The sequence below is a fragment of the Luteolibacter yonseiensis genome, assembly GCF_016595465.1.
Lineage (GTDB): Bacteria > Verrucomicrobiota > Verrucomicrobiia > Verrucomicrobiales > Akkermansiaceae > Luteolibacter > Luteolibacter yonseiensis.
Map to the genome: position 1 here is coordinate 143,131 of NZ_JAENIK010000012.1, position 17,741 is coordinate 160,871.

Genomic DNA, 17,741 nt, shown 5'->3' on the forward strand with positions numbered 1-17,741 from the left:
TCCGCAAGGATTTACGCCCATTTATCCACCCACCGCACGGCAAATTTGCGAAAATATGCCTTATTTCACAAGGCTTAGGGCATCTCTCTCGGCACCGTGATGAGGAATTTCGTCTCACTGCCCGGAACCGACGTGACGCCGATGTTCCCGCCATGTGCTTCGATCGCCCGTTTCACGATCGACAGACCGAGGCCCGTGCCCTTGATCTCCTGCTGCGAGTGGTGCTTTTCCACACGGAAGAAGCGGCGGAAAATGTGCGGAAGGTCCGCGCTGGGGATGCCGACGCCGTTGTCCGCCACCCAGATGCGGATCTGTTCGCCCGCCGCCTCACAACCGATTTCCACCCGCAAACCGGGATAGGGGTTCTGTTTGAGCGCGTTCTCGACGAGGTTGAAAAGGACCTGGGTCCAATAGAAGCGGTCACCCTGCATGACCAATGCCGGATCGGGCATGGTCACCGTCATTTCCGCGTGCTGGTTGCGGATCATGGACTCCAGTCGCTCCAGGATGTCCTTGATGCAGGAGCGGAATTTGAAAGGCTCTATCTTGAGTGCGTTCGCCTCGCCGGATTCCAACCGGGAGATCACGAGCATGTCCTCCACGATGCGCGAGATACGGTCGGAGTGCTTCCGCATCACCGTCAGGAACCGGCGGGCCAGATCCGGCTCCTCCACCATGTCATCGTCCAACAGATTCTCCAGGTATCCGTTGATGATGGCGAGAGGGGTTCTGAGTTCGTGCGAGGCGTTCGCCACGAAGTCCTTTCTCACTTGCTCGATCTGGTGTTCGGCTGTCACGTCGCGGATGATGACACGGGTTGTGTGATGGGCTCCCGAAGGATTGGAAAGCTGTGCGGCATCGATGATCCACGCGTTGACACCGCGTGTCTCGAGGTCGCCGCGGGGAGAGGTCTGCTGGGGAAGGACGACGCGGGATTGTACGGGTTCTCCGGTGGCGAGGCAGCGGAGCAGCGCGTCCGCCAGCCGCGGATCGAGGAACGCTTCCCTGACGGGCCGGTTGAGCAGCTCGCGGTGGCCGAAGAGCGCGCGGGCCGCTTCGTTGGCGAAGCGGATATTGGCTTCGGAATCCACGAGCAGGAAGGCGTCGCCCAGAGCGTCGAGCAGGAGGTTGCGCTCGTCCCTGGCTTGCTTGAGATCGTTCTCAAGCCGGAGTTTCCAGCCGTCGATTTCAGCTTCGGATTGCTTGCAGGTGCCACGTTGCCGGTAGTTGAGGATGAGCACGGCCGCGAGCGCGGTCAGTGAACCGATCGTTAGTAATTCGTGGATCATGCGCTGGCTTTAGCGACGCAGTAGCCGATGCCGCGGATGGTTTCCACCCATGTGCCATGGGTTCCGAGTTTCTGGCGCAACCGTTTCATGTGGGTATCGAGGGTGCGGCTGTGGGTCGCGTCGCTGTATCCCCATACGGTGCGGAGCAGGTCGTTTCGATCCTGCGGTTTGCCGGAGCGTTCGCAGAGGAACAGCAGCAGCTTGAACTCCGTGGCGGTGAGTTCGGTAGGTTCGTTGTCGAGGTAGAATTTCAACGAGTTTTTGTCGAAACGGAACGGGCCGTAGGTGAAATCCACGGCGCCGGGCGGGCCGTCGGTCCGCTTGAGGATGGCCTGCACGCGCAGCATTAGCTCCTTCGGGCTGAACGGCTTGGTGAGGTAGTCATCCGCCCCCGCTTCCAGGCCCTGGATGCGGTCTTCTGTCTGGGCGCGTGCGGTGAGCATGATGACCGGTGTGTTCACGGTGCGAGGGTCGCGGCGCAGTTCGCGGAAAACCCCGTAGCCATCGCGTCCCGGCAGCATCAGGTCCAGCAGGATCAGGTCCGGCCTTTCCCGCAGGGCGAGATCCGTGCCCTCGATGCCATCATGGGCCTTGATGATTTCATAACCGGCCCGCAGCAGGTTGAAGCCGATGAGATCGGCGATGTCTCGTTCATCTTCAACAATCAGAATTCGATGCATTGCTGCGGAATCTATTCGTCAGGTGCGGGGCGCGAAACCCTCGCGTGTGACGATTTGGTCACATTAAGTCTTTCCCGATGTAGCTGCCGGGCAGGGTGGTGCGTGCGATGCCGATCTTCACACCGGCCTCGATGGAGGTGTTCACTCCGGTACGGACGCCGTCACCGAGGATCGCTCCGAACTTCAAGCGGCCGGTATTCACCGGGGTTCCCTGGATCATGGAAGAATGGTGACGCCCGTCATGGCGGTGGTTCTCCGTGCAGGTTCCCGCTCCGAGTGTCACATGGGTGCCGATGATGGAGTCACCGACATAACACTGGCGTGAAATGTAGGTGTTGTTGTAGATGATCGAGTTTTTAATTTCGGCGCCATTGCCGACGTAGCAGTTCGCGCCGATGCTGGTGGAGCCACGGATGTAGGCGTTCGGTCCGATCTGGCTGTTGGGTCCGATGACCACCGGACCTTCGATGACGGTGCCGGGAAGAATGCGCGAACCATTGGCCAGACGGATGCAACCCGTGAGGCTCGCCAGCGGGCTGACCTCGCCGAGAAGGGAGGTCTCGTCCATCAGCGCGAGCACCTCCTCATTCATCCGCAGGAGATCCCACGGATAAATGACCGCGAAACAATTCGCATCGGTGGTGATGCGCTCCTCACATTCGGCCGGATCCGCGGACCCCTTCCAAGCGAGGGTGTTGCCATCGCTGTCCACAAGTGACGCGGTTTTTGGATTTCTGCCAAGGAGGAGGAGCGCGCCCAGCTCGATCCAATTGTCCAAAGGAATGCGCAAGGTGCGGTCACAGGCATCGGAGGGTTCGACCAGTTGCAAGCCGGCACGGCGCAGGTCGGTGGAGAGCAGTTCCCGCATCGGAAGATTTGCGATCAAACAGGCTCCGAGTTCCCGATTTGAAGTGATTGGAGCACAAAAAGCCGGATTTCTGGGAGGTAAAAGGGTTGCCTGCATGGTTTGCTTTACTCAATCACGATCCCGGCGGAAATAAACGAAAATTCTACGAATTTTCTGAAAATTCATTCCCGTCGTTGTGAATACCAAGTATTGCACCGGCATGGGAAATTTTCATCTTTAAAATACCCTGGCGGAACATTTTTGAGAGGGATGTGGATCGGCTTGGTGCTGGTGGTTTTTTCCCGAAAGTACGAACATCCCGAGCGGTAAGTGGGTGGGTTGGAATGGAAAAAACCTGATAGGCGTGCCACGGGTGGGGCGCGGACGCGTTCCCCCTCTCCTTGGATGGATCGCACGCGGACACGCCAGCTTGCCGGGATGCTTCAGACTTCCTCGGACGGAGGAACTTGCACCGGCGCGATGCCCGACTGCGGGATGGTGATCCATGCCAGGAATTCCTGATTCCCATCGGTGCCGGTGATGGGAGAGGGGATGACGCCGTGCCAGTCGCAGGAGAACTCCGTGGTCACGAATTCACGGATTTTCTGCACGGCGCGTTCGTGAAGCAATGTGTCGCGGACGATGCCGCCTTTCGTGATGTCCTCGCGGCGGAGTTCGAACTGCGGCTTGATGAGGCAGACCACCGAGCCCCCGCCTTCCAGCACGGAGAAGATGGCGGGCAGCACCTTGGTCAGGGAGATGAAGGAAAGATCTGTGACGGCGAGACGGCACTTATCCCCAATGTCCGAAGGCACCATATGGCGGGCATTGAACTGCTCCTTGACGATGACGCGGGGATCGTTGCGGAGTTTCCAGACGAGCTGGTTCGTCCCGACATCCACGGCATGAACCTTCGCCGCGCCGCGCTGGAGCAGGCAGTCGGTGAAACCGCCGGTGGAGGCTCCGACGTCGATACACGTCCAGCCGGCGGGATCGATGCCGAAAGCATCCAGCGCGCCTTCCAGCTTGAGTCCGCCGCGTCCGACATAACGGAGCTTTTCCTTCACCTCGAGCGGGGCGTCATCGGGGAGCTTGGTGGCGGGCTTGTCGATGATCCTGTCGCCGCTGCGGACTTCTCCGGCGAGGATGAGACGCTTGGCCTGCTCACGGGAATCGCAAAGGCCACGGGATACGAGGAGGGCGTCGATGCGGTCTTTTTTCATGCGGGGTCTGAGGAGCGGCGGGGATCATCACGGGAAATGCGGTGGCAGTCCATGACCGTTTGCCGGGTGCGCCATATTTGCGAAGACGGCATGAAATTTCCCCAGCCTTTCGACAGACCCCTGCCGCGTGCGGGATGGGTGCGAATCAATGATCGCGCTCCAGATGCTCCTTGAGCAGGTCCCGGCCGAAGTCATTGTTGAAATCACGCCAGGTGGCGTGGAGGTGATTGGCATTGTTCTGAACATTCGCGGCTTCCATGAGGAAGGTGGGACCTTGGATCCGGTAGTAATAGGCCTCACCGGGTTTGGTTCCTCCAGCCCAGCCGAAGCGGATTTTTTCGAGGCCGGCCGCCTTGATCCTCTCCAGATCGGAGGCGGCTATTTCGTTGCGGTAACGACCGCTGTATTGGGTGAAGAGCGCTTTCAGCGCGGCTTGCTGGGTTTCGGTCATGTCTCCGGCGGCGATGCCCACCGGCTCCAATGCGGAGGCGGTGCGGTTTTCGGCGGTGATGATTTCACCCGGTGGCTTTTCACTGAAAACCACGCCGGATTTTCCGTCTGCGATGAGGGTGGTGACGAGAGCGCGCGCGAGATCTTCTTCCGCCGCGAGCACCTGGAGACCCTTGTGTTTTCCTTCGACCCGGACCTGGCCGGGATTGGAGCCCATGAAGGACGGGGTGACGGAAACCGCCTTGCCGTGCAGGTAGGTGAGATTGAGGGTGAGGTGGTGGCCTTCGTAGCGCCAGCCCCAGCCCTTTTCGTCGCCCGGAGTTCCGAAGATACTGACGAAGTATTTCCCGTTGTCCCGGTAGGTGGGGTTTTTCTCAATATCGGCGAGGATGCTTTCCAAGGTCATGATCTGGGTGACCTTGAGCTTGCCTTTTTCACTCAGTGCCGAGTCGAGCAACGCCATGGCGGCGTCGCGTTGGGCATCGGTCATTTCCTTGAGAGGAAGTCCGGCGCGGTTGTTTTGAGGGGTGAAATGGAAATTTTCCCGCTCGTCGGTGGCGAAGGGCAGCGCGGCCTTGGCCTTCTGGGCCGCGTCCAGGGTGGCGAGGAATTTGCCGGCGGCATCGGCGGATTTATCCGGGCCCGGCTCCTGCGCGTGGAGGGGAAGGATGAGGAAAGCGAGTGACAGGAGTTTTTTCATTGGAAAAAAGGCAATCAGGATGGGTTTGGATCCGCAAGGACGGAGGTGTCGGGATTGCGGACGTTCAGAGAATACGCGGAAAAATTCATTTTCTTCCGTTCCCGCCCGGACTTCCGGCCTCGGAATTCGCGAAACTTGTGCCTTGCCTTCGGTGCTTTTCGCCGATCACGATCCGCGGCGTGACCCGCCACCGCACCGACGACCTTCGCATTACCGGACTCAACCCGCTGATTTCACCTGCGGTTCTGGCTTATTACCTCCCTCTCACCGAGCAGGCTTCCGAGTTGGTGGCGAGCGCGCGTGCCCAGGCGGATGCGATTTTGCGGGGAGAGGACGACCGGCTTCTGGCGATTGTCGGACCCTGCTCGATCCACGATCCGGAAGCCGCCATCGAGTATGCGGCCAAGCTCAAGGAAGAGGCGAAACGTGTCGAGAAGGACGTTTTCGTCATCATGCGGGTATATTTCGAAAAACCACGGACCACCGTGGGATGGAAGGGGCTCATCAATGACCCGGCGCTGGACGATTCCTTCGACATCAATCACGGCCTGCGCATCGCGCGCGGCCTTCTGCTGGATCTCGCGAACATGGGAGTGCCCGCGGGCACGGAGTTCCTCGATACGATTTCCCCTCAATACATCGCGGATCTCATCGCGTGGGGCGCCATCGGCGCACGCACCACGGAATCCCAGATCCACCGTGAGCTGGCGTCCGGACTTTCGATGCCGGTGGGCTTCAAGAATGGAACCGGCGGCTCGATCCAGATCGCTCTGGACGCGATCCAGTCATCATCAAGGCCGCACCATTTTCTCTCGGTGACCAAGCAGGGAGTCTCCGCGATCGTGTCCACCGCGGGAAACGACTCCTGCCATCTGATCCTGCGCGGAGGGAAAACGGGGCCGAATTACGACGCCGCTTCCGTGGAAGCCGCCGCGCAAATGCTTCGTGAGCAAGGAATGACGGAAACGGTGATGATCGATTGTTCCCACGGGAATTCACTCAAGGATTACAGGAACCAGCCTTTGGTGGCAGGGGACATCGCCCGCCAGATTTCAGCGGGCTCGAAAGTCATCACCTCCGTGATGATCGAGTCGAACCTCGTGGAAGGAAACCAAAAACTGGCAAAGGACCTGAGCACGCTGACCCGCGGCCAGTCCGTCACGGACGCCTGCATCGGCTGGGATGATACCGTGGCGACTCTGGACGTCTTGGCGGAGGCCGTGAGGAACCGGCGCGACGCCTGAACACACGTGTGGAATCCATGGGAGACCCGCTGTCATCCCGGTGACGGTTTGATCATTCGGACAGACGTTTTCGAATCTTAGAAGTAAAGAGAAGTTAGTAAAAAAATCTTCTCCACGCTTGCGGTTGCCCGGTAGAACTGACCATCCTGCTCCGTCGTTCACCTTCGATAATGGATTTAACAAGCGAATCTTCCCAAAGCGTCATCACGTGCCGAAACAGCCAAGGCACGGAACTGACGGCCAACCTCCTCAGGATTAAGCGGTATTCCGTTGTTTTCGAGGTTTATAATCCTTACAGCATCCTGCAGTTGTCGGAGGTTCTGTCGGACTTCCGCATCATGGCGTCGAGACGCCTGCTGTATCATGGCAAGGCGGTGGTCAGCAATCTTCTGAATACCGGCATCGTGCTGGTGTGCGAAGCGATGCTCGACGAAGGCTGGGTGGAGGTGGATTTCCTGTCCAGCGTCACCGGCAGTTCGACGCCCAGCGGTGACAGTGATCTCGCCGGACAATTCGCCAACTTCATGAGCGAGTGGAAGTCGGCGAACCAGGTTCAAGATCCGTTCAAGCTTGTGGTGGCGGACCTTTCCAGCATGCTCTCCGGTGTCCAGCATTGGCTCACCGGTGTGGACGTGGGCATCCGGACGACCGTGACCCGCCGCCGGGATGAACTGGAAAACGAGATTTTCTCGGGCATCGAGGACAGGGTGGTGAACGAGGTGATGCCATCGATGGAGAAATTCGAAACCGTCTCCCAGGAGATCAGCGAGGCCGAGGTGGCGGTTCACAAGGCCTATGTGAGGCGGGAACTGCATCCCATCGTCCTTTGTTCTCCGTTCCTTTACCGGACCTATACCAAGCCCCTGGGTTATGCCGGGGATTATGAAATGGTGAACATGATGCTCCGCAATCCTTACGAGGGTTCGTCCGCTTTCGCCAAATTGTTGAATTTCGCCCTGCTGAACACCGAGCCCGTGGTCGCGCACCGCAACCGGATCGACTTCCTCGTGGAAAAGCTCCGCAGCGAGTGCGCACGCCGCGTGAGCAAGGGAAAGACCCGCGTGTTCAACCTCGCCTGCGGACCGGCGATGGAGGTCCAGCGTTTCCTGCGCGAGTGCGAGGAAAGCGACCTTGCGGAGATCGACCTCCTGGACTTCAACCCGGAGACCTTGGAATACACCCGCGAGCGCATCCAGGAAGCGCGGATGAACGGAGGCCGGGAAACCCAGGTCCGTTATTTCCAGCGCTCCGTCCACCAGCTCCTTCGCGCCGCGACCCAGGGAGGGGACGACGAGTTCGCGAACTACGACATCGTTTATTGCGCGGGCCTGTTCGACTATCTTTCCCAGCGCGTGTGCAAGCGGCTGGTCGAACTGTTCTGTACGATGGTCCGGCCGGGAGGCATCGTCATCGTCACCAACGTCGCGGCAAGCAACCCACGGAAGGCGTGGATGGAATACGTGATGGAATGGAACCTGATCTATCGCAACGAGGATGAAATGAACGACCTGGTTCCGGAGGGATTGAATCTCAAGGGAACCGATGTGAAGGCCGACACCACGGGGGTGAACCTGTTCCTTGAAATCGAACTCGCCAATGGCTGAAGCTAGTGTCAACACGCATCAGCAAGATGCGGAGATGCGGCAGGCGTTTCGCGAATACGAGGGAGCAATCGCATTCGACAACGCCCGGCGGGCTGCTGCCCTCGCCGGCATCTTCATGCTGGCAGGCTGGTCGCTCGACTGGGTGGTCTACCCCCAGTATGCTTGGGAGTTCCTCCTGCTGCGCGCGGTCTGCGCGTCTTTGCTGGGGGGCATTTGTTTCTATATCAACATCAGGCGCGCCCGGATCAGCACCATCCTCAGCCAGGGGATCGCGCTGTTGCCGATGATTTCCATCTGCGCGATGATCCAGCGCACGGAAGGCGGGAATTCCGTCTATTATGCCGGTCTGAGTCTGGTGCTGGTGGGCCTGTCCCTCCTGCTGCGGTGGACCTTCGTGAACTCGTTGTACATGATCGGAGCGGCGTTCGTGTGTTACACCCTCAGTGTTCTCGCCGCCCATGAGAACCCGACCTTCCGCATCCTTTTCAACAACAGTTATTTCATCTTTGTCACATCGGTTTTCGTCCTGGCAGGAAGTTATTATTATCAAAGTCTCCGCTACAGCGAGTTCTGCCTGAGGGCGGAAGTGGAGAAATCCCGGGGATTGCTGGAATCCCAAAACAAGCAGCTCAGCGAGCTCGATGAGGCGAAGACCCGCTTTTTCGCGAACATCAGCCACGAACTGCGCACGCCGCTGACGATCATGCTCGGCATCACGGAGCGCCTGCGGGCCGTTCTCCCTCCCCACAGCACAGAACCGGTCGTGCAGGAGATGACCCTGATGCTCGAACAGAACGGCCTGCGTCTGCTGAAGTTGATCGATGATTTGCTCGACCTCGTGCGTTTCGACACCGGTCACGCCGACATCAACCGCCAACCCACGCCCATCGTTGCGCACATCGAAGGCCTGCTCCGTTCGCTCCGCCACCTCGCCGAACAGGACCGCGTCGCCCTGTTGTGGAAATGTGAGACCGACAACGAACTCATTTTGCTGGATCGCGACAAATTCGACAAGATCCTGCTCAACCTCGTCATCAACGCGATCAAGTTCACTCCGTCCAGCGGAACGATCGATGTCACGATTTCTGTGGCAGGAGGACACCTGAAGCTGACGGTCGAGGATACCGGGGTCGGCATCCCGCCGGACGTGCTGCCGCGCATTTTCGAACGGTTCTGGCAGGTTGACACCTCATCCACCCGCAAGTTCCAAGGAGCGGGCATCGGTTTGGCGCTGGTCCGCAGCCTCACCGAGGCGATGGATGGCAAGGTGGCGGTGGACAGCCAGCTCGGACGTGGAACCACATTCACCATCGAAATGCCGGCGACCGCCGCCGTCCAGGAGATTGCCGAACCCGTTGAACTGGAGAGTCCGCTCAAGGACGGTGGAAACATCGCCAATCTCCACCGCCGTGCCGCGCTTTCCATTCCCGGGAAAATCACCTCACGCGGCGTGACTCCGATGCAGCCGTATGGCCCGATTTCCACGCCGATGATCGGTGCCCGCCCGAGCGGTGCCCGGCCGCTGGTGCTCATCGCCGATGATGAGCCGGACATCCGCCGCTTCCTCAGGATGCAACTGGAGGATGTGGACGTGATCGAGGCCTCGGACGGTGCGGAAGCCTTGGAACTCGCGAGGTTGCGCCGTCCACAGCTGGCGCTGCTCGACCACATGATGCCGGAAATGGACGGGGTGGAGGTCTGCCGCCGCATCCGTGAAAACCACAGCACCCGCAGCGTCGCCGTCATCATCCTCACCGCACGGGCGGACGAGGCGACCAAGTTGAGCGCGCTGCAGGCGGGAGCGAACGACTTCCTCACGAAACCATTCTCCACGGCCGAACTGGCACTGCGGCTGGAAAACCAGATCGGCATGGCCCGGGTCCGTCGCGAGATGATCGAACTCAACACCGAACTTCATTCCGCCCTCGAGCAGATCAAGGAAAACGAGGTGATGATGGTGCGGAACGAAAAACTCTCCGCCCTCGGACGCATGAGCGCCGGGATCATTCACGAGATCAACAATCCGCTCAATTATGCGAGCGCGGGGCTTCACGCCCTCGAAACCTTCACCAGGTCGATGCCGGAGAAGGACCAGCCCGACTATCTGGACATCCTCAAGGACATTCGCGAAGGCGTGGAACGCGTTTCCCAGATCGTCATCGATCTCCGGAAATTCACCCGTGACGACAAATCCACTTCCGGCGACGCGGACCTGGCGGAGATCATCAGCCGTTCACGCCGCATGATCAGCCACCAGGTTGGCAAGGACATCGCCTTCAACCTGACCTCGCCGAGCAACGCGCTGATCAGCGGAAACCCGAACCAACTCGTCCAGGTTTTCATCAACTTCTTCCAAAACAGCATCGACGCGATCGGCATGCGCATCGCCGAAGTGGGAGGGGAACCGGGGCGGATCGACGTCTCCATCGACCCGGCCGGGGACGGCTGGCAGATCACCATCCGGGACAATGGGATCGGCATCCCGCCGGAAAACATCCAGAAGATCTTCGATCCGTTTTTCACCTCGAAGGATGTTGGAAAAGGGATGGGTCTGGGACTTTCGATTTCTTACCAGATCCTCCAGTCGCACAAGGCCATTGTCGAGGTTGACAGCCGCCCGACCGAGTTCACCCGCTTCCGCATCGCATTCCCCGCACCGAGCTACTCACCAGAGACAAGTCAGGAACCAGAATCCGTTCTCGACCAAACTGCCTGATTCCATCATCACATCCGCCATTAGACATTCCATTTTCAAACCCCCTTCCATCGACCACCATGAGCAACGAGATCGACGCCTATGATTACCAACGCTACGCCATCCTGTTTGTGGATGACGAGGCAAACACCCGTAAGTACTTTCGCCGCCTTTTCGGCGAGAAGTTCAGAATTCTGGAAGCGGAGGATGGCGTTGAGGCTCTGACGGTTTTCCGCCAGCATGCGAACGACATCGGCATCATTGTGACGGACCAGCGCATGCCGAACGAGACCGGGGTGGGCTTCCTCTCGAAAATCGCGGATCAATATCCCGACATCATCAAGATCCTCTCCACCGCGTATTCGGATATCGATGCCGCGATCGGTTCCGTGAACCAAGGGGGGATTTTCCGCTACATGACCAAGCCGTGGGACATCCCTCAGCTTGAGGTCACGCTCCGCCGTGCGATGGAGTTCTTCACGGTCAAACGCGAGCGTGACGCGCTGTTGGGTGCGAAGATGCAGGCCATGGGCAACGTCCTGCTTTCCAGCCGTCTGGCGTCGTTCGCCCTGGCGCCTGTCTGTGCGGGCATCCAGGTGAACCGCGCGGCGGAGGCCATCGCCTCCTTCGTACAGACGGGGGTCGCGGGCCGTCGGACCGGATCGGACGGAGATTCCGCCCTCCGCTCGCCTGATTGGACGAAACTTCATGCCAAGCAGGTGCAACTGGCTGGTTCCATCGAGACCCAGCTTCCTCCGGCCTTGAACGGAGATCTCTCCGCGAGAACCTCGGCACTCGTCGCCGCGCTCGAGGCGGCCGGAGCCACCGGTCTGACCAGCGAAGCAAACGGCAATGCCACCCGCCTCGCCGGAAATGTCGATCCGACACCGGTGTTGCTGGATGCGTTGTTGGGCAGGAACGAAGACGCGGCGGTGGCCACGGCCGCGGTACGCGTGCTTTGCGCCTACATCGCCGTTTACGATGCCGGTGGTGTGGTGCGCCGGAGCCGTGGCGAGGGTTTGCTGCTCGATATCACCCTTTCGACGGCCGCGCCAAAACCGACGGGACCCGGCACAGAGGCCGCCAAGTGGTTGATCGATGACGACCTGCTGATCTCAGCGGCGCTCGGTCTCCTTTGACCTCATTGACGGGACGTTTTGAAAAGCGCTGGAACGGTCTCCGTTTCAGCGCTTCTTGTTGGTCTCCTCGCCATCCTCGGATTCCTTCACGACTTTCGCCCTGGGAGCGTTTGCGAAGGAGTCGCCACCCAGGGCGAGATGTTCCTTAATCAGAAACCATATCGCTGTCGCCAGAAGTAGAGAGAGGATCTTTGCGACCCAGTTGTGGAGCAGGTTCAGTTTCATTGTTGGATTTCCCCGAGATGAAGATTTCCGCGAGTTTTTCGCGGAATTGTTTTTCAGTGAGATTGCGCTGGATGACACCATTTTCGCAAATCGAGATACCACCGGTTTCTTCGCTCACCGCCACCGCGATGGCGTCCGTGCGCTCCGTGAGGCCGATGGCGGCGCGGTGTCGCAGGCCGGTCGAACGATCCTGCATCTGTCTTTCGGTGACGGGGAAGACACAGGCGGCCCCGGCGACGCGGTCGTCGGCGATGATCATTCCTCCGTCGTGAAGCGGGGCTTTCGGATAAAAAACAGCCATCGCGAGTTCGGGAGAGAATTGCGCGTCCAGCACGACTCCGCTGTCGAGGTAGTCTTTAAGACGGATCCCACGCTGGATGGCGAACAGGGCGCCGACTCTTTTTTTCGACAGGTTGATGACGGCATCCGCGAAGCGTTCGACGAAAGCCAGACGGCGTTTGTTCGAAAATGAGAACAGCCGGTTGCTGCCGAGCCGTGCCAGACCGGTCCTTAGTTCCGGTTGGAAAATCACGATCAGGGCGAATGCCAGGATCGCGGCCGCACGGGTGATGATCCACTGGATGACTTCGAATTGGAACAGCGTCGAAACCAAGGTCAGAACCACAAGGATGGTGCCGAGTCCGACGAGGATCTGCGCGCCACGGGTGGCGCGGAACGCGCGGTAGATCTGATAAATGCAGGTGGCGAGAAGCAGGATCTCGATCCCGTGTCTCCAGTGGTCTTGTAGAAATTTTAAGAGCATCCCATTTCTGTCGTCGCGAACGATACACCGCAACGTGGCAGCGAGGCAATCCCAGAAATCCGCGGCGGTTATTTCAATGAGGGGCCTTGCAGGATGGTATTGGCAGTCGAAGGGGGACTGGTCTGTCCGGACAGATCCCGGGTGAGAATGAATTCGGCAGGAATGGTGCCGGGGGCTCCCAGGCTGAAGTCAAACGCCTCGGACCTGCGGTTGTTCGACTTTGGAAGCCGCCCGACCAAAATCGGCTGTTCACCAGGGTCCGGCTTGAACCAAAGGATGTAGGGTTTCTCGTCGGTGGTGGGTGGCAGGTCCCTGACGTAGAGCGTGCCATCGCCGATCGCCGCATCGTAAATCGGAATGGCGGAAGGTTCGGTGGTCATGGATGCGAGCGACTGGGTGCTTCCGGCGGAGACTCCGTCCGAAGAGGAATCCAGATTGGAGGCCGCGGCGAGCGCGTCGCCCAGCATGGCGGTCAGCGGCGGTGCCTCCGTTTCCTTGACCAGCGCCATGCCGCGGCGTGGAGGGGTCATCCGGATGACGATGGGCCACACCATGTCAGGCACCACTTCAAGCCGCTCCCGGTCCCGTTCCTGGAGATTTTCCACCTGATCCCGCAGGACCTCGATCTCCTGGATCAGTCGCTTGGTCTCCACCCTTACGATAGGGAGGGGATGTTCGATGGAAGCTGCGGTCGGGAGACCGGTCGCCTCCGAAACCTCGTTTGCGATGAGTCCGACATTTTCCGAACTTTTTGCGATGAGATCGTCGGCCGGCGGCCTGACTTCCAGCGATGGCTGGGCGACCGCCGGCACCGGGTTGGATACCGCGTTGTGGGCGACGTGACTTTCTCCGTTGGGACGGTCATGGAGGATCAAAACACCGCACAGGACGACGGCTGCGGCCCAACCGGAAATACCCAGCCAGTTCGTACGACGCGTGGCTCCGATGCCCAGACGCAGCTGCAGGCTCTCCAACTGGCCCGCGCGTGGAGCGACGGGTGGGGTGGTTGCGGCAGCGATCGCCGCGGTGAGGCTCTCCATCTCGCGATAGGCATTTTTCAGCCCCGGATCCTGCCGCATCGCCGCGTCGAATGCCGCGGTTTCATCCGCATCCAGCATTCCGAAGGCGCGCCATGCGGCACTTTCGTGAGGATCAGAATTCATGGCGTGAGAGTTGGTTGCGCACTTTTTCCAGTGCCCGGCGGAGGCGGTTTTTCACGGTACCTAGCGGGGTCCCCAGGTGTTCCGAGATTTCCGAGTGGGTGTATTCCAAAAAGACGGCAAGCTCGAGACAGCGGCGCTCGTCCGAGCCGAGGACTTCGAGAGCGTTGCGGACCCGCCGCCAATCGTCGAGCGCCATCACCCGGGGGTCTTCGATTTCTTCAGGCGGCGCATGCAGATGGATGGGCACCACCCGCGAGGAATCGCGCTTTCCGCGGTGGCGGTAGCGGAGCCGGTCGATGCAGTAGCCGCGCATCACCGCGAAGGCCCAGGCGAATGGGGCGGACTGTTTGGGATCATAATCCGAGGAACGGTGCCAGAGACGGACAAAGGTGTCCTGCACGGCCTCTTCCGCCTCGCGCCTGTCTCCTAGAATCCTGCAGGCGATGCCAAGCAGGATGGGGCTCCACATCCCGTGCAGTTCCGTCAGGGCCGTTCCATCTTCCTTTGCCATCCTCGCGATCAATGCGATCGCCTCGCCGCTCCTGTCCTCGCCCAATCCCAAGGGAAAGGTCGGCGATGGGAGCGGGTCCTGCTCGATCATGGGGGAAATATTAAACATGAAATTCTCCAGAGGGAATCCCTCTGTGAGGATGATCCGAGATTTTCCGGGGTTTGGCCCTCGCAAATTGTGGTACGGTGGGAAAACTCATCCCTTGCCGTTCGCGGCGGGGTGGTTTTAACTTCGCGCATGCACGAGGAAATCAAGCTCACCCGCGAAGTCGCCGCCATTCAGATTCCGAGCGGCGACACTTTGTCATTGCCGGCAGGTACGGCCGTTTTCATCACCCAGCGTTTGGGCGGAACTTTCACGGTCGCCACATCCCAAGGCCTTGCGCGGATTTCTTCACAGGATGCGGATGCGTTGGGCGTGAATCCGGAAGAGGAGGCGAAGAAGCAGGCGGAAGCCATCCGTCTGAAGGACGCGCCGCTTGAAGAACAGGTATGGAGCCAGCTCAAGGGGGTCTACGATCCGGAAATTCCGGTGGATATCGTCAATCTCGGCCTCGTTTACGACTGCATCATCGAGGAATCGGAAGGGAAGAAAACGGTGGCGGTCAAAATGACCCTCACGGCTCCCGGATGCGGCATGGGTCCGGTTATTGCCGCGGACGCGCAGGCGAAGATCATGACCATCGACGGCATCGACGACGCCCGCGTGGAACTCGTCTGGGACCCGGCGTGGAATCAGGAAATGATTTCCGAAGAGGGCAAGATGAAGCTCGGAATGATCTGAGACCGCGTTTGGATTTGTAGCGGTCGCTCCGGCGGCGGTCCCGGACCGTCCGCCGTTTACGACAGGCCCTCCGGCCATCACCCCGAAGCTGCGGGCGTCGGGGCGGAAGTTCCGCGTCAGCCAGCCTTTGGTTTCCAGGTCTGGTCGATGTAAGCGACGATGGTGGGTATGGCGGCGTCGAACATGTTTCCGACTTCTTCATACGCCCTGCGTCCGAGTCCGATGGGATCCGGGACATCCTTGTCCGATTCCCGTTGCGGCGACTCCACGAATTCGCAGACGAGATAGAATTTATCCACGTGTTCGGGAAACAGGGATTCCAAGGTCTGCAAATGTCCGCGGGTCATGGCGAAGACGTGCGTGGCTTTGGAGAGAATCGCATCCGAGACCTGGCGGCTTCCGAAGCTGGTCAGCGCGGCGTTCCGCTTTTTGAGAAATGCGGCGGTTTCCGGATTACAAGGCGTTCCTCTTGAGGCGGCGACACCTGCGGAGCTCACTTCGTATTCCGGCCGTCCTGAGACGGCTTGGCGGAACAATCCCTCCGCCATCGGACTGCGGCACGTATTTCCAGTGCAAACGAAGAGCACATGTTTCATATCGGACATCGCGGTGGAGATTGGGGGGGTGGACGGCTTTCGTCAAATGGCAATGGCGGGGCTTGCGTGTTTGGCCCGATTCGGTATTGTGCCATTTGAAACCGTGGACGAATTTTCAGATCAGATCGGTGGCAGATTGACGGAAGCCCGCGAGGCGGCGGGGCTGAGTGTCGACGATGTGATCTTCCGCACCCGCATCCCCAGGGGAGTGATCACCGCACTGGAGGCGGGCGACTTCACATTTTTTTCGAGTCCCACCTATGCGAAGAGTTTCCTCGGCCAATACAGCGAGTTCCTCGATGTGGAAGCGGGGCAATGGTTGGATGCCCTCAAGCCCGCCTATTTCATCGCGGATGAAACCGCGAGTCCGCTATGGCAGATGTCGGAGCCCCGGAAGGAAATCCGCGTGCGTGACCCCGCTCATTCAAGCGGATGGTTGAGTTCGCTCGGTTTCCTCGTTCTTACGGGAGGCATCGCCCTTGCCGCCTACAAGGGGTATGAGTTTTTCGAGAAACGTTTCGAAGCCGAGGTGGATGAAATCGTCAACCCCGGAGCCGAAGCGAAGGGGCGGTCTGCCACGCCGCCTCCGGCCCGGGAACTTTCACTCACCGTGGAAAAGGAGCCCGTCATGTCTGTGGAACAGGCTGTGGAGAATCCGGCCCAGCGTCCGCCAAGGGCATTGATCGTACGCTAGGGCGGGTTTTCATTTACGGATTTCCAAATCAGGCGATTTTTCCGGCTGGCGAAGCATCGTTTGGAAAGATAGCGGTTTCGGATCAGGTAAAAACCACCCAATGAAAAAATCCATCACCTCGTTCGGAATTTCCCTCATCGCAACGTTCTCTCCAGTCCACGCGGAATCCGGCACCGGCTGGGTGTCATATCCCGGCGGAAATGGCCCGGGGAAGGGAAAGCACATCGTTCTTCTGGCCGGTGATGAGGAGTATCGTTCGGAAGAAGCCCTGCCGATGCTCGCGAAGATCCTCAGCAAACACCACGGTTTCCAATGCACCGTGCTTTTCTCCACCGACGACGACGGCACCATCAACCCGAACAAGGGCGAGAGCCTCGGCAAGCCCGAAACACTGGACTCGGCCGATCTCATCATCACCTCGCTGAGGTTCCGCAAATGGCCGGACGACGCAATGAAGCGCTTCGATTCCGCCATCCAGCGCGGCGTGCCGGTCATCGGCCTGCGCACCAGCACCCATTCCTTCCAGCTCCCCGACAGCAGCGCGTTCAAGGAATACAATGGTTATGGAAAGAAGGTCCTTGGAGAAGGCTGGGTGAGCCACTGGGGCGATCACAAGAAGGAAGCCGGCCTCACCGTGGTTGAAAAGGGAGCCGGGAAAAATCCCATTCTCAATGGGGTCGGAGAAATATTTGTCGATTCCGACGTTTACGAGGCCTACCCGCCGGCGGATGCCGCCATTCTCCTGCGCGGCCAGGTGTTGAAGGGGATGGACCGCAAGGATCCTCCCGCGGTCCGGGAGAAAACCCGTGCCAGCGACAAGCAGAAGCAGGATATCAACAGCCCGATGATGCCCGTCGCATGGACCCGCGAAGTGAAAAACACCTCTGGCAAAACCAACAAGATCCTCTGCACCACCATGGGTGCGGCCACCGATCTCCAGGATGAGAATCTCCGCCGCCTCGTGATCAACGGCGTGTTCTGGGGCCTCGGCATCAAGGTACCCGCCAAGTCGGACGTGTCGCTTGTCGGTGGCTACCAGCCGAGCAAATACGAGTTCAACGGCTACAAGAAAGGCACGAAGGCCGCCGATTACGAGTGAACCGGAAGAGCGCACCGTTTGCCGTGCATGGGGCGA

At 59.6% G+C, this 17,741-nt stretch carries 16 protein-coding genes; 7 read left to right on the forward strand and 9 right to left on the reverse strand.

Annotated features, from left to right (window positions below; translation table 11 throughout):
• Positions 1 to 74 precede the first annotated feature (74 nt).
• The 5 genes from JIN84_RS16430 to JIN84_RS16450 all read right to left on the reverse strand — a co-directional run bounded on the left by JIN84_RS16430 (position 75) and on the right by JIN84_RS16450 (position 5,189).
• Complete coding sequence (locus JIN84_RS16430) at positions 75 to 1,289, reverse strand: sensor histidine kinase (RefSeq protein WP_200352157.1); 1,215 nt, start codon at positions 1,287 to 1,289, stop codon at positions 75 to 77.
• The gene (locus JIN84_RS16435) at positions 1,286 to 1,969 is read right to left on the reverse strand and encodes a response regulator transcription factor (RefSeq protein ID WP_200352158.1); all 684 of its coding nucleotides are present in this window, start codon (positions 1,967 to 1,969) and stop codon (positions 1,286 to 1,288) included. The genes JIN84_RS16430 and JIN84_RS16435 overlap by 4 nt, the downstream gene beginning before the upstream one ends.
• 58 nt (positions 1,970 to 2,027) lie before the next feature.
• Positions 2,028 to 2,837 carry a DapH/DapD/GlmU-related protein gene (locus JIN84_RS16440; protein ID WP_200352159.1) on the reverse strand — a complete coding sequence of 270 codons (810 nt, stop codon included), beginning with the start codon at positions 2,835 to 2,837 and terminating at the stop codon, positions 2,028 to 2,030.
• 422 nt (positions 2,838 to 3,259) lie between these two features.
• Positions 3,260 to 4,039 (reverse strand): TlyA family RNA methyltransferase, encoded by a 780-nt coding sequence (locus JIN84_RS16445; protein ID WP_200352160.1) that lies wholly within the window; start codon positions 4,037 to 4,039, stop codon positions 3,260 to 3,262.
• A gap of 145 nt (positions 4,040 to 4,184) precedes the next feature.
• Positions 4,185 to 5,189, reverse strand: a complete 1,005-nt coding sequence (locus JIN84_RS16450; protein WP_200352161.1) for a DUF3500 domain-containing protein — start codon at positions 5,187 to 5,189, stop codon at positions 4,185 to 4,187.
• A 179-nt stretch (positions 5,190 to 5,368) separates the two neighbouring features.
• Between JIN84_RS16450 and JIN84_RS16455 the strand changes: the two genes are divergently transcribed.
• From JIN84_RS16455 to JIN84_RS16470, 4 genes are all read left to right on the forward strand, one after another.
• Entirely contained in the window at positions 5,369 to 6,433 is a 1,065-nt protein-coding gene (locus JIN84_RS16455) for a 3-deoxy-7-phosphoheptulonate synthase (RefSeq protein WP_200352162.1), read from the forward strand.
• A 170-nt stretch (positions 6,434 to 6,603) separates the two neighbouring features.
• Entirely contained in the window at positions 6,604 to 8,037 is a 1,434-nt protein-coding gene (locus JIN84_RS16460; RefSeq protein WP_200352163.1) for a class I SAM-dependent methyltransferase, read from the forward strand.
• Positions 8,030 to 10,753, forward strand: coding sequence for an ATP-binding protein (locus tag JIN84_RS16465; protein ID WP_200352164.1), 2,724 nt, complete (start codon positions 8,030 to 8,032; stop codon positions 10,751 to 10,753). Before JIN84_RS16460 ends, JIN84_RS16465 begins: the two co-directional genes overlap by 8 nt.
• Positions 10,754 to 10,812: 59 nt before the next feature.
• Positions 10,813 to 11,871, forward strand: a complete 1,059-nt coding sequence (locus JIN84_RS16470) for a response regulator (RefSeq protein WP_200352165.1) — start codon at positions 10,813 to 10,815, stop codon at positions 11,869 to 11,871.
• A gap of 145 nt (positions 11,872 to 12,016) precedes the next feature.
• On the opposite strand, the gene cdaA is transcribed toward JIN84_RS16470, so the two are convergent.
• From cdaA to JIN84_RS16485, 3 genes are all read right to left on the reverse strand, one after another.
• Positions 12,017 to 12,859, reverse strand: coding sequence for a diadenylate cyclase CdaA (gene cdaA / locus JIN84_RS16475; protein ID WP_200352166.1), 843 nt, complete (start codon positions 12,857 to 12,859; stop codon positions 12,017 to 12,019).
• 68 nt (positions 12,860 to 12,927) lie between these two features.
• Complete coding sequence (locus JIN84_RS16480) at positions 12,928 to 14,022, reverse strand: hypothetical protein (RefSeq protein WP_200352167.1); 1,095 nt, start codon at positions 14,020 to 14,022, stop codon at positions 12,928 to 12,930.
• A complete protein-coding gene (locus tag JIN84_RS16485; RefSeq protein ID WP_200352168.1) occupies positions 14,012 to 14,641 on the reverse strand; it encodes an RNA polymerase sigma factor in 630 nt (209 codons plus the stop codon). The genes JIN84_RS16480 and JIN84_RS16485 overlap by 11 nt, the downstream gene beginning before the upstream one ends.
• A gap of 129 nt (positions 14,642 to 14,770) precedes the next feature.
• Between JIN84_RS16485 and sufT the strand changes: the two genes are divergently transcribed.
• A complete protein-coding gene (gene sufT / locus JIN84_RS16490; RefSeq protein WP_200352169.1) occupies positions 14,771 to 15,316 on the forward strand; it encodes a putative Fe-S cluster assembly protein SufT in 546 nt (181 codons plus the stop codon).
• A 116-nt stretch (positions 15,317 to 15,432) separates the two neighbouring features.
• Here sufT and JIN84_RS16495 read toward each other — a convergent pair whose 3' ends face one another.
• The gene (locus tag JIN84_RS16495; protein WP_200352170.1) at positions 15,433 to 15,921 is read right to left on the reverse strand and encodes an arsenate reductase/protein-tyrosine-phosphatase family protein; all 489 of its coding nucleotides are present in this window, start codon (positions 15,919 to 15,921) and stop codon (positions 15,433 to 15,435) included.
• A 94-nt stretch (positions 15,922 to 16,015) separates the two neighbouring features.
• Here JIN84_RS16495 and JIN84_RS16500 point away from each other — a divergent pair, with 94 nt between their 5' ends.
• Positions 16,016 to 16,606: a helix-turn-helix domain-containing protein gene (locus JIN84_RS16500; protein ID WP_200352171.1), complete on the forward strand. Its 591-nt coding sequence runs from the start codon at positions 16,016 to 16,018 to the stop codon at positions 16,604 to 16,606.
• Positions 16,607 to 16,706: 100 nt separating this feature from the next.
• On the forward strand, positions 16,707 to 17,705 hold the full coding sequence (locus tag JIN84_RS16505) for a ThuA domain-containing protein (protein WP_200352172.1): 999 nt from the start codon (positions 16,707 to 16,709) through the stop codon (positions 17,703 to 17,705).
• The last annotated feature ends 36 nt before the right edge of the window (positions 17,706 to 17,741 follow it).

Excerpts from the sequence above, each read along its gene's own strand:
- JIN84_RS16440 (WP_200352159.1), bottom strand. The coding sequence starts at position 2,837 with ATGCGGGAACTGCTCTCCACCGACCTGCGCCGTGCCGGCTTGCAACTG.
- JIN84_RS16485 (WP_200352168.1), bottom strand. The coding sequence starts at position 14,641 with ATGTTTAATATTTCCCCCATGATCGAGCAGGACCCGCTCCCATCGCCG.
- sufT (WP_200352169.1), top strand. The coding sequence starts at position 14,771 with ATGCACGAGGAAATCAAGCTCACCCGCGAAGTCGCCGCCATTCAGATT.
- JIN84_RS16445 (WP_200352160.1), bottom strand. The coding sequence starts at position 4,039 with ATGAAAAAAGACCGCATCGACGCCCTCCTCGTATCCCGTGGCCTTTGC.
- JIN84_RS16460 (WP_200352163.1), top strand. The coding sequence starts at position 6,604 with ATGGATTTAACAAGCGAATCTTCCCAAAGCGTCATCACGTGCCGAAAC.
- JIN84_RS16465 (WP_200352164.1), top strand. The coding sequence starts at position 8,030 with ATGGCTGAAGCTAGTGTCAACACGCATCAGCAAGATGCGGAGATGCGG.
- JIN84_RS16430 (WP_200352157.1), bottom strand. The coding sequence starts at position 1,289 with ATGATCCACGAATTACTAACGATCGGTTCACTGACCGCGCTCGCGGCC.
- JIN84_RS16450 (WP_200352161.1), bottom strand. The coding sequence starts at position 5,189 with ATGAAAAAACTCCTGTCACTCGCTTTCCTCATCCTTCCCCTCCACGCG.
- JIN84_RS16470 (WP_200352165.1), top strand. The coding sequence starts at position 10,813 with ATGAGCAACGAGATCGACGCCTATGATTACCAACGCTACGCCATCCTG.
- JIN84_RS16505 (WP_200352172.1), top strand. The coding sequence starts at position 16,707 with ATGAAAAAATCCATCACCTCGTTCGGAATTTCCCTCATCGCAACGTTC.
- cdaA (WP_200352166.1), bottom strand. The coding sequence starts at position 12,859 with ATGCTCTTAAAATTTCTACAAGACCACTGGAGACACGGGATCGAGATC.
- JIN84_RS16495 (WP_200352170.1), bottom strand. The coding sequence starts at position 15,921 with ATGTCCGATATGAAACATGTGCTCTTCGTTTGCACTGGAAATACGTGC.
- JIN84_RS16435 (WP_200352158.1), bottom strand. The coding sequence starts at position 1,969 with ATGCATCGAATTCTGATTGTTGAAGATGAACGAGACATCGCCGATCTC.
- JIN84_RS16480 (WP_200352167.1), bottom strand. The coding sequence starts at position 14,022 with ATGAATTCTGATCCTCACGAAAGTGCCGCATGGCGCGCCTTCGGAATG.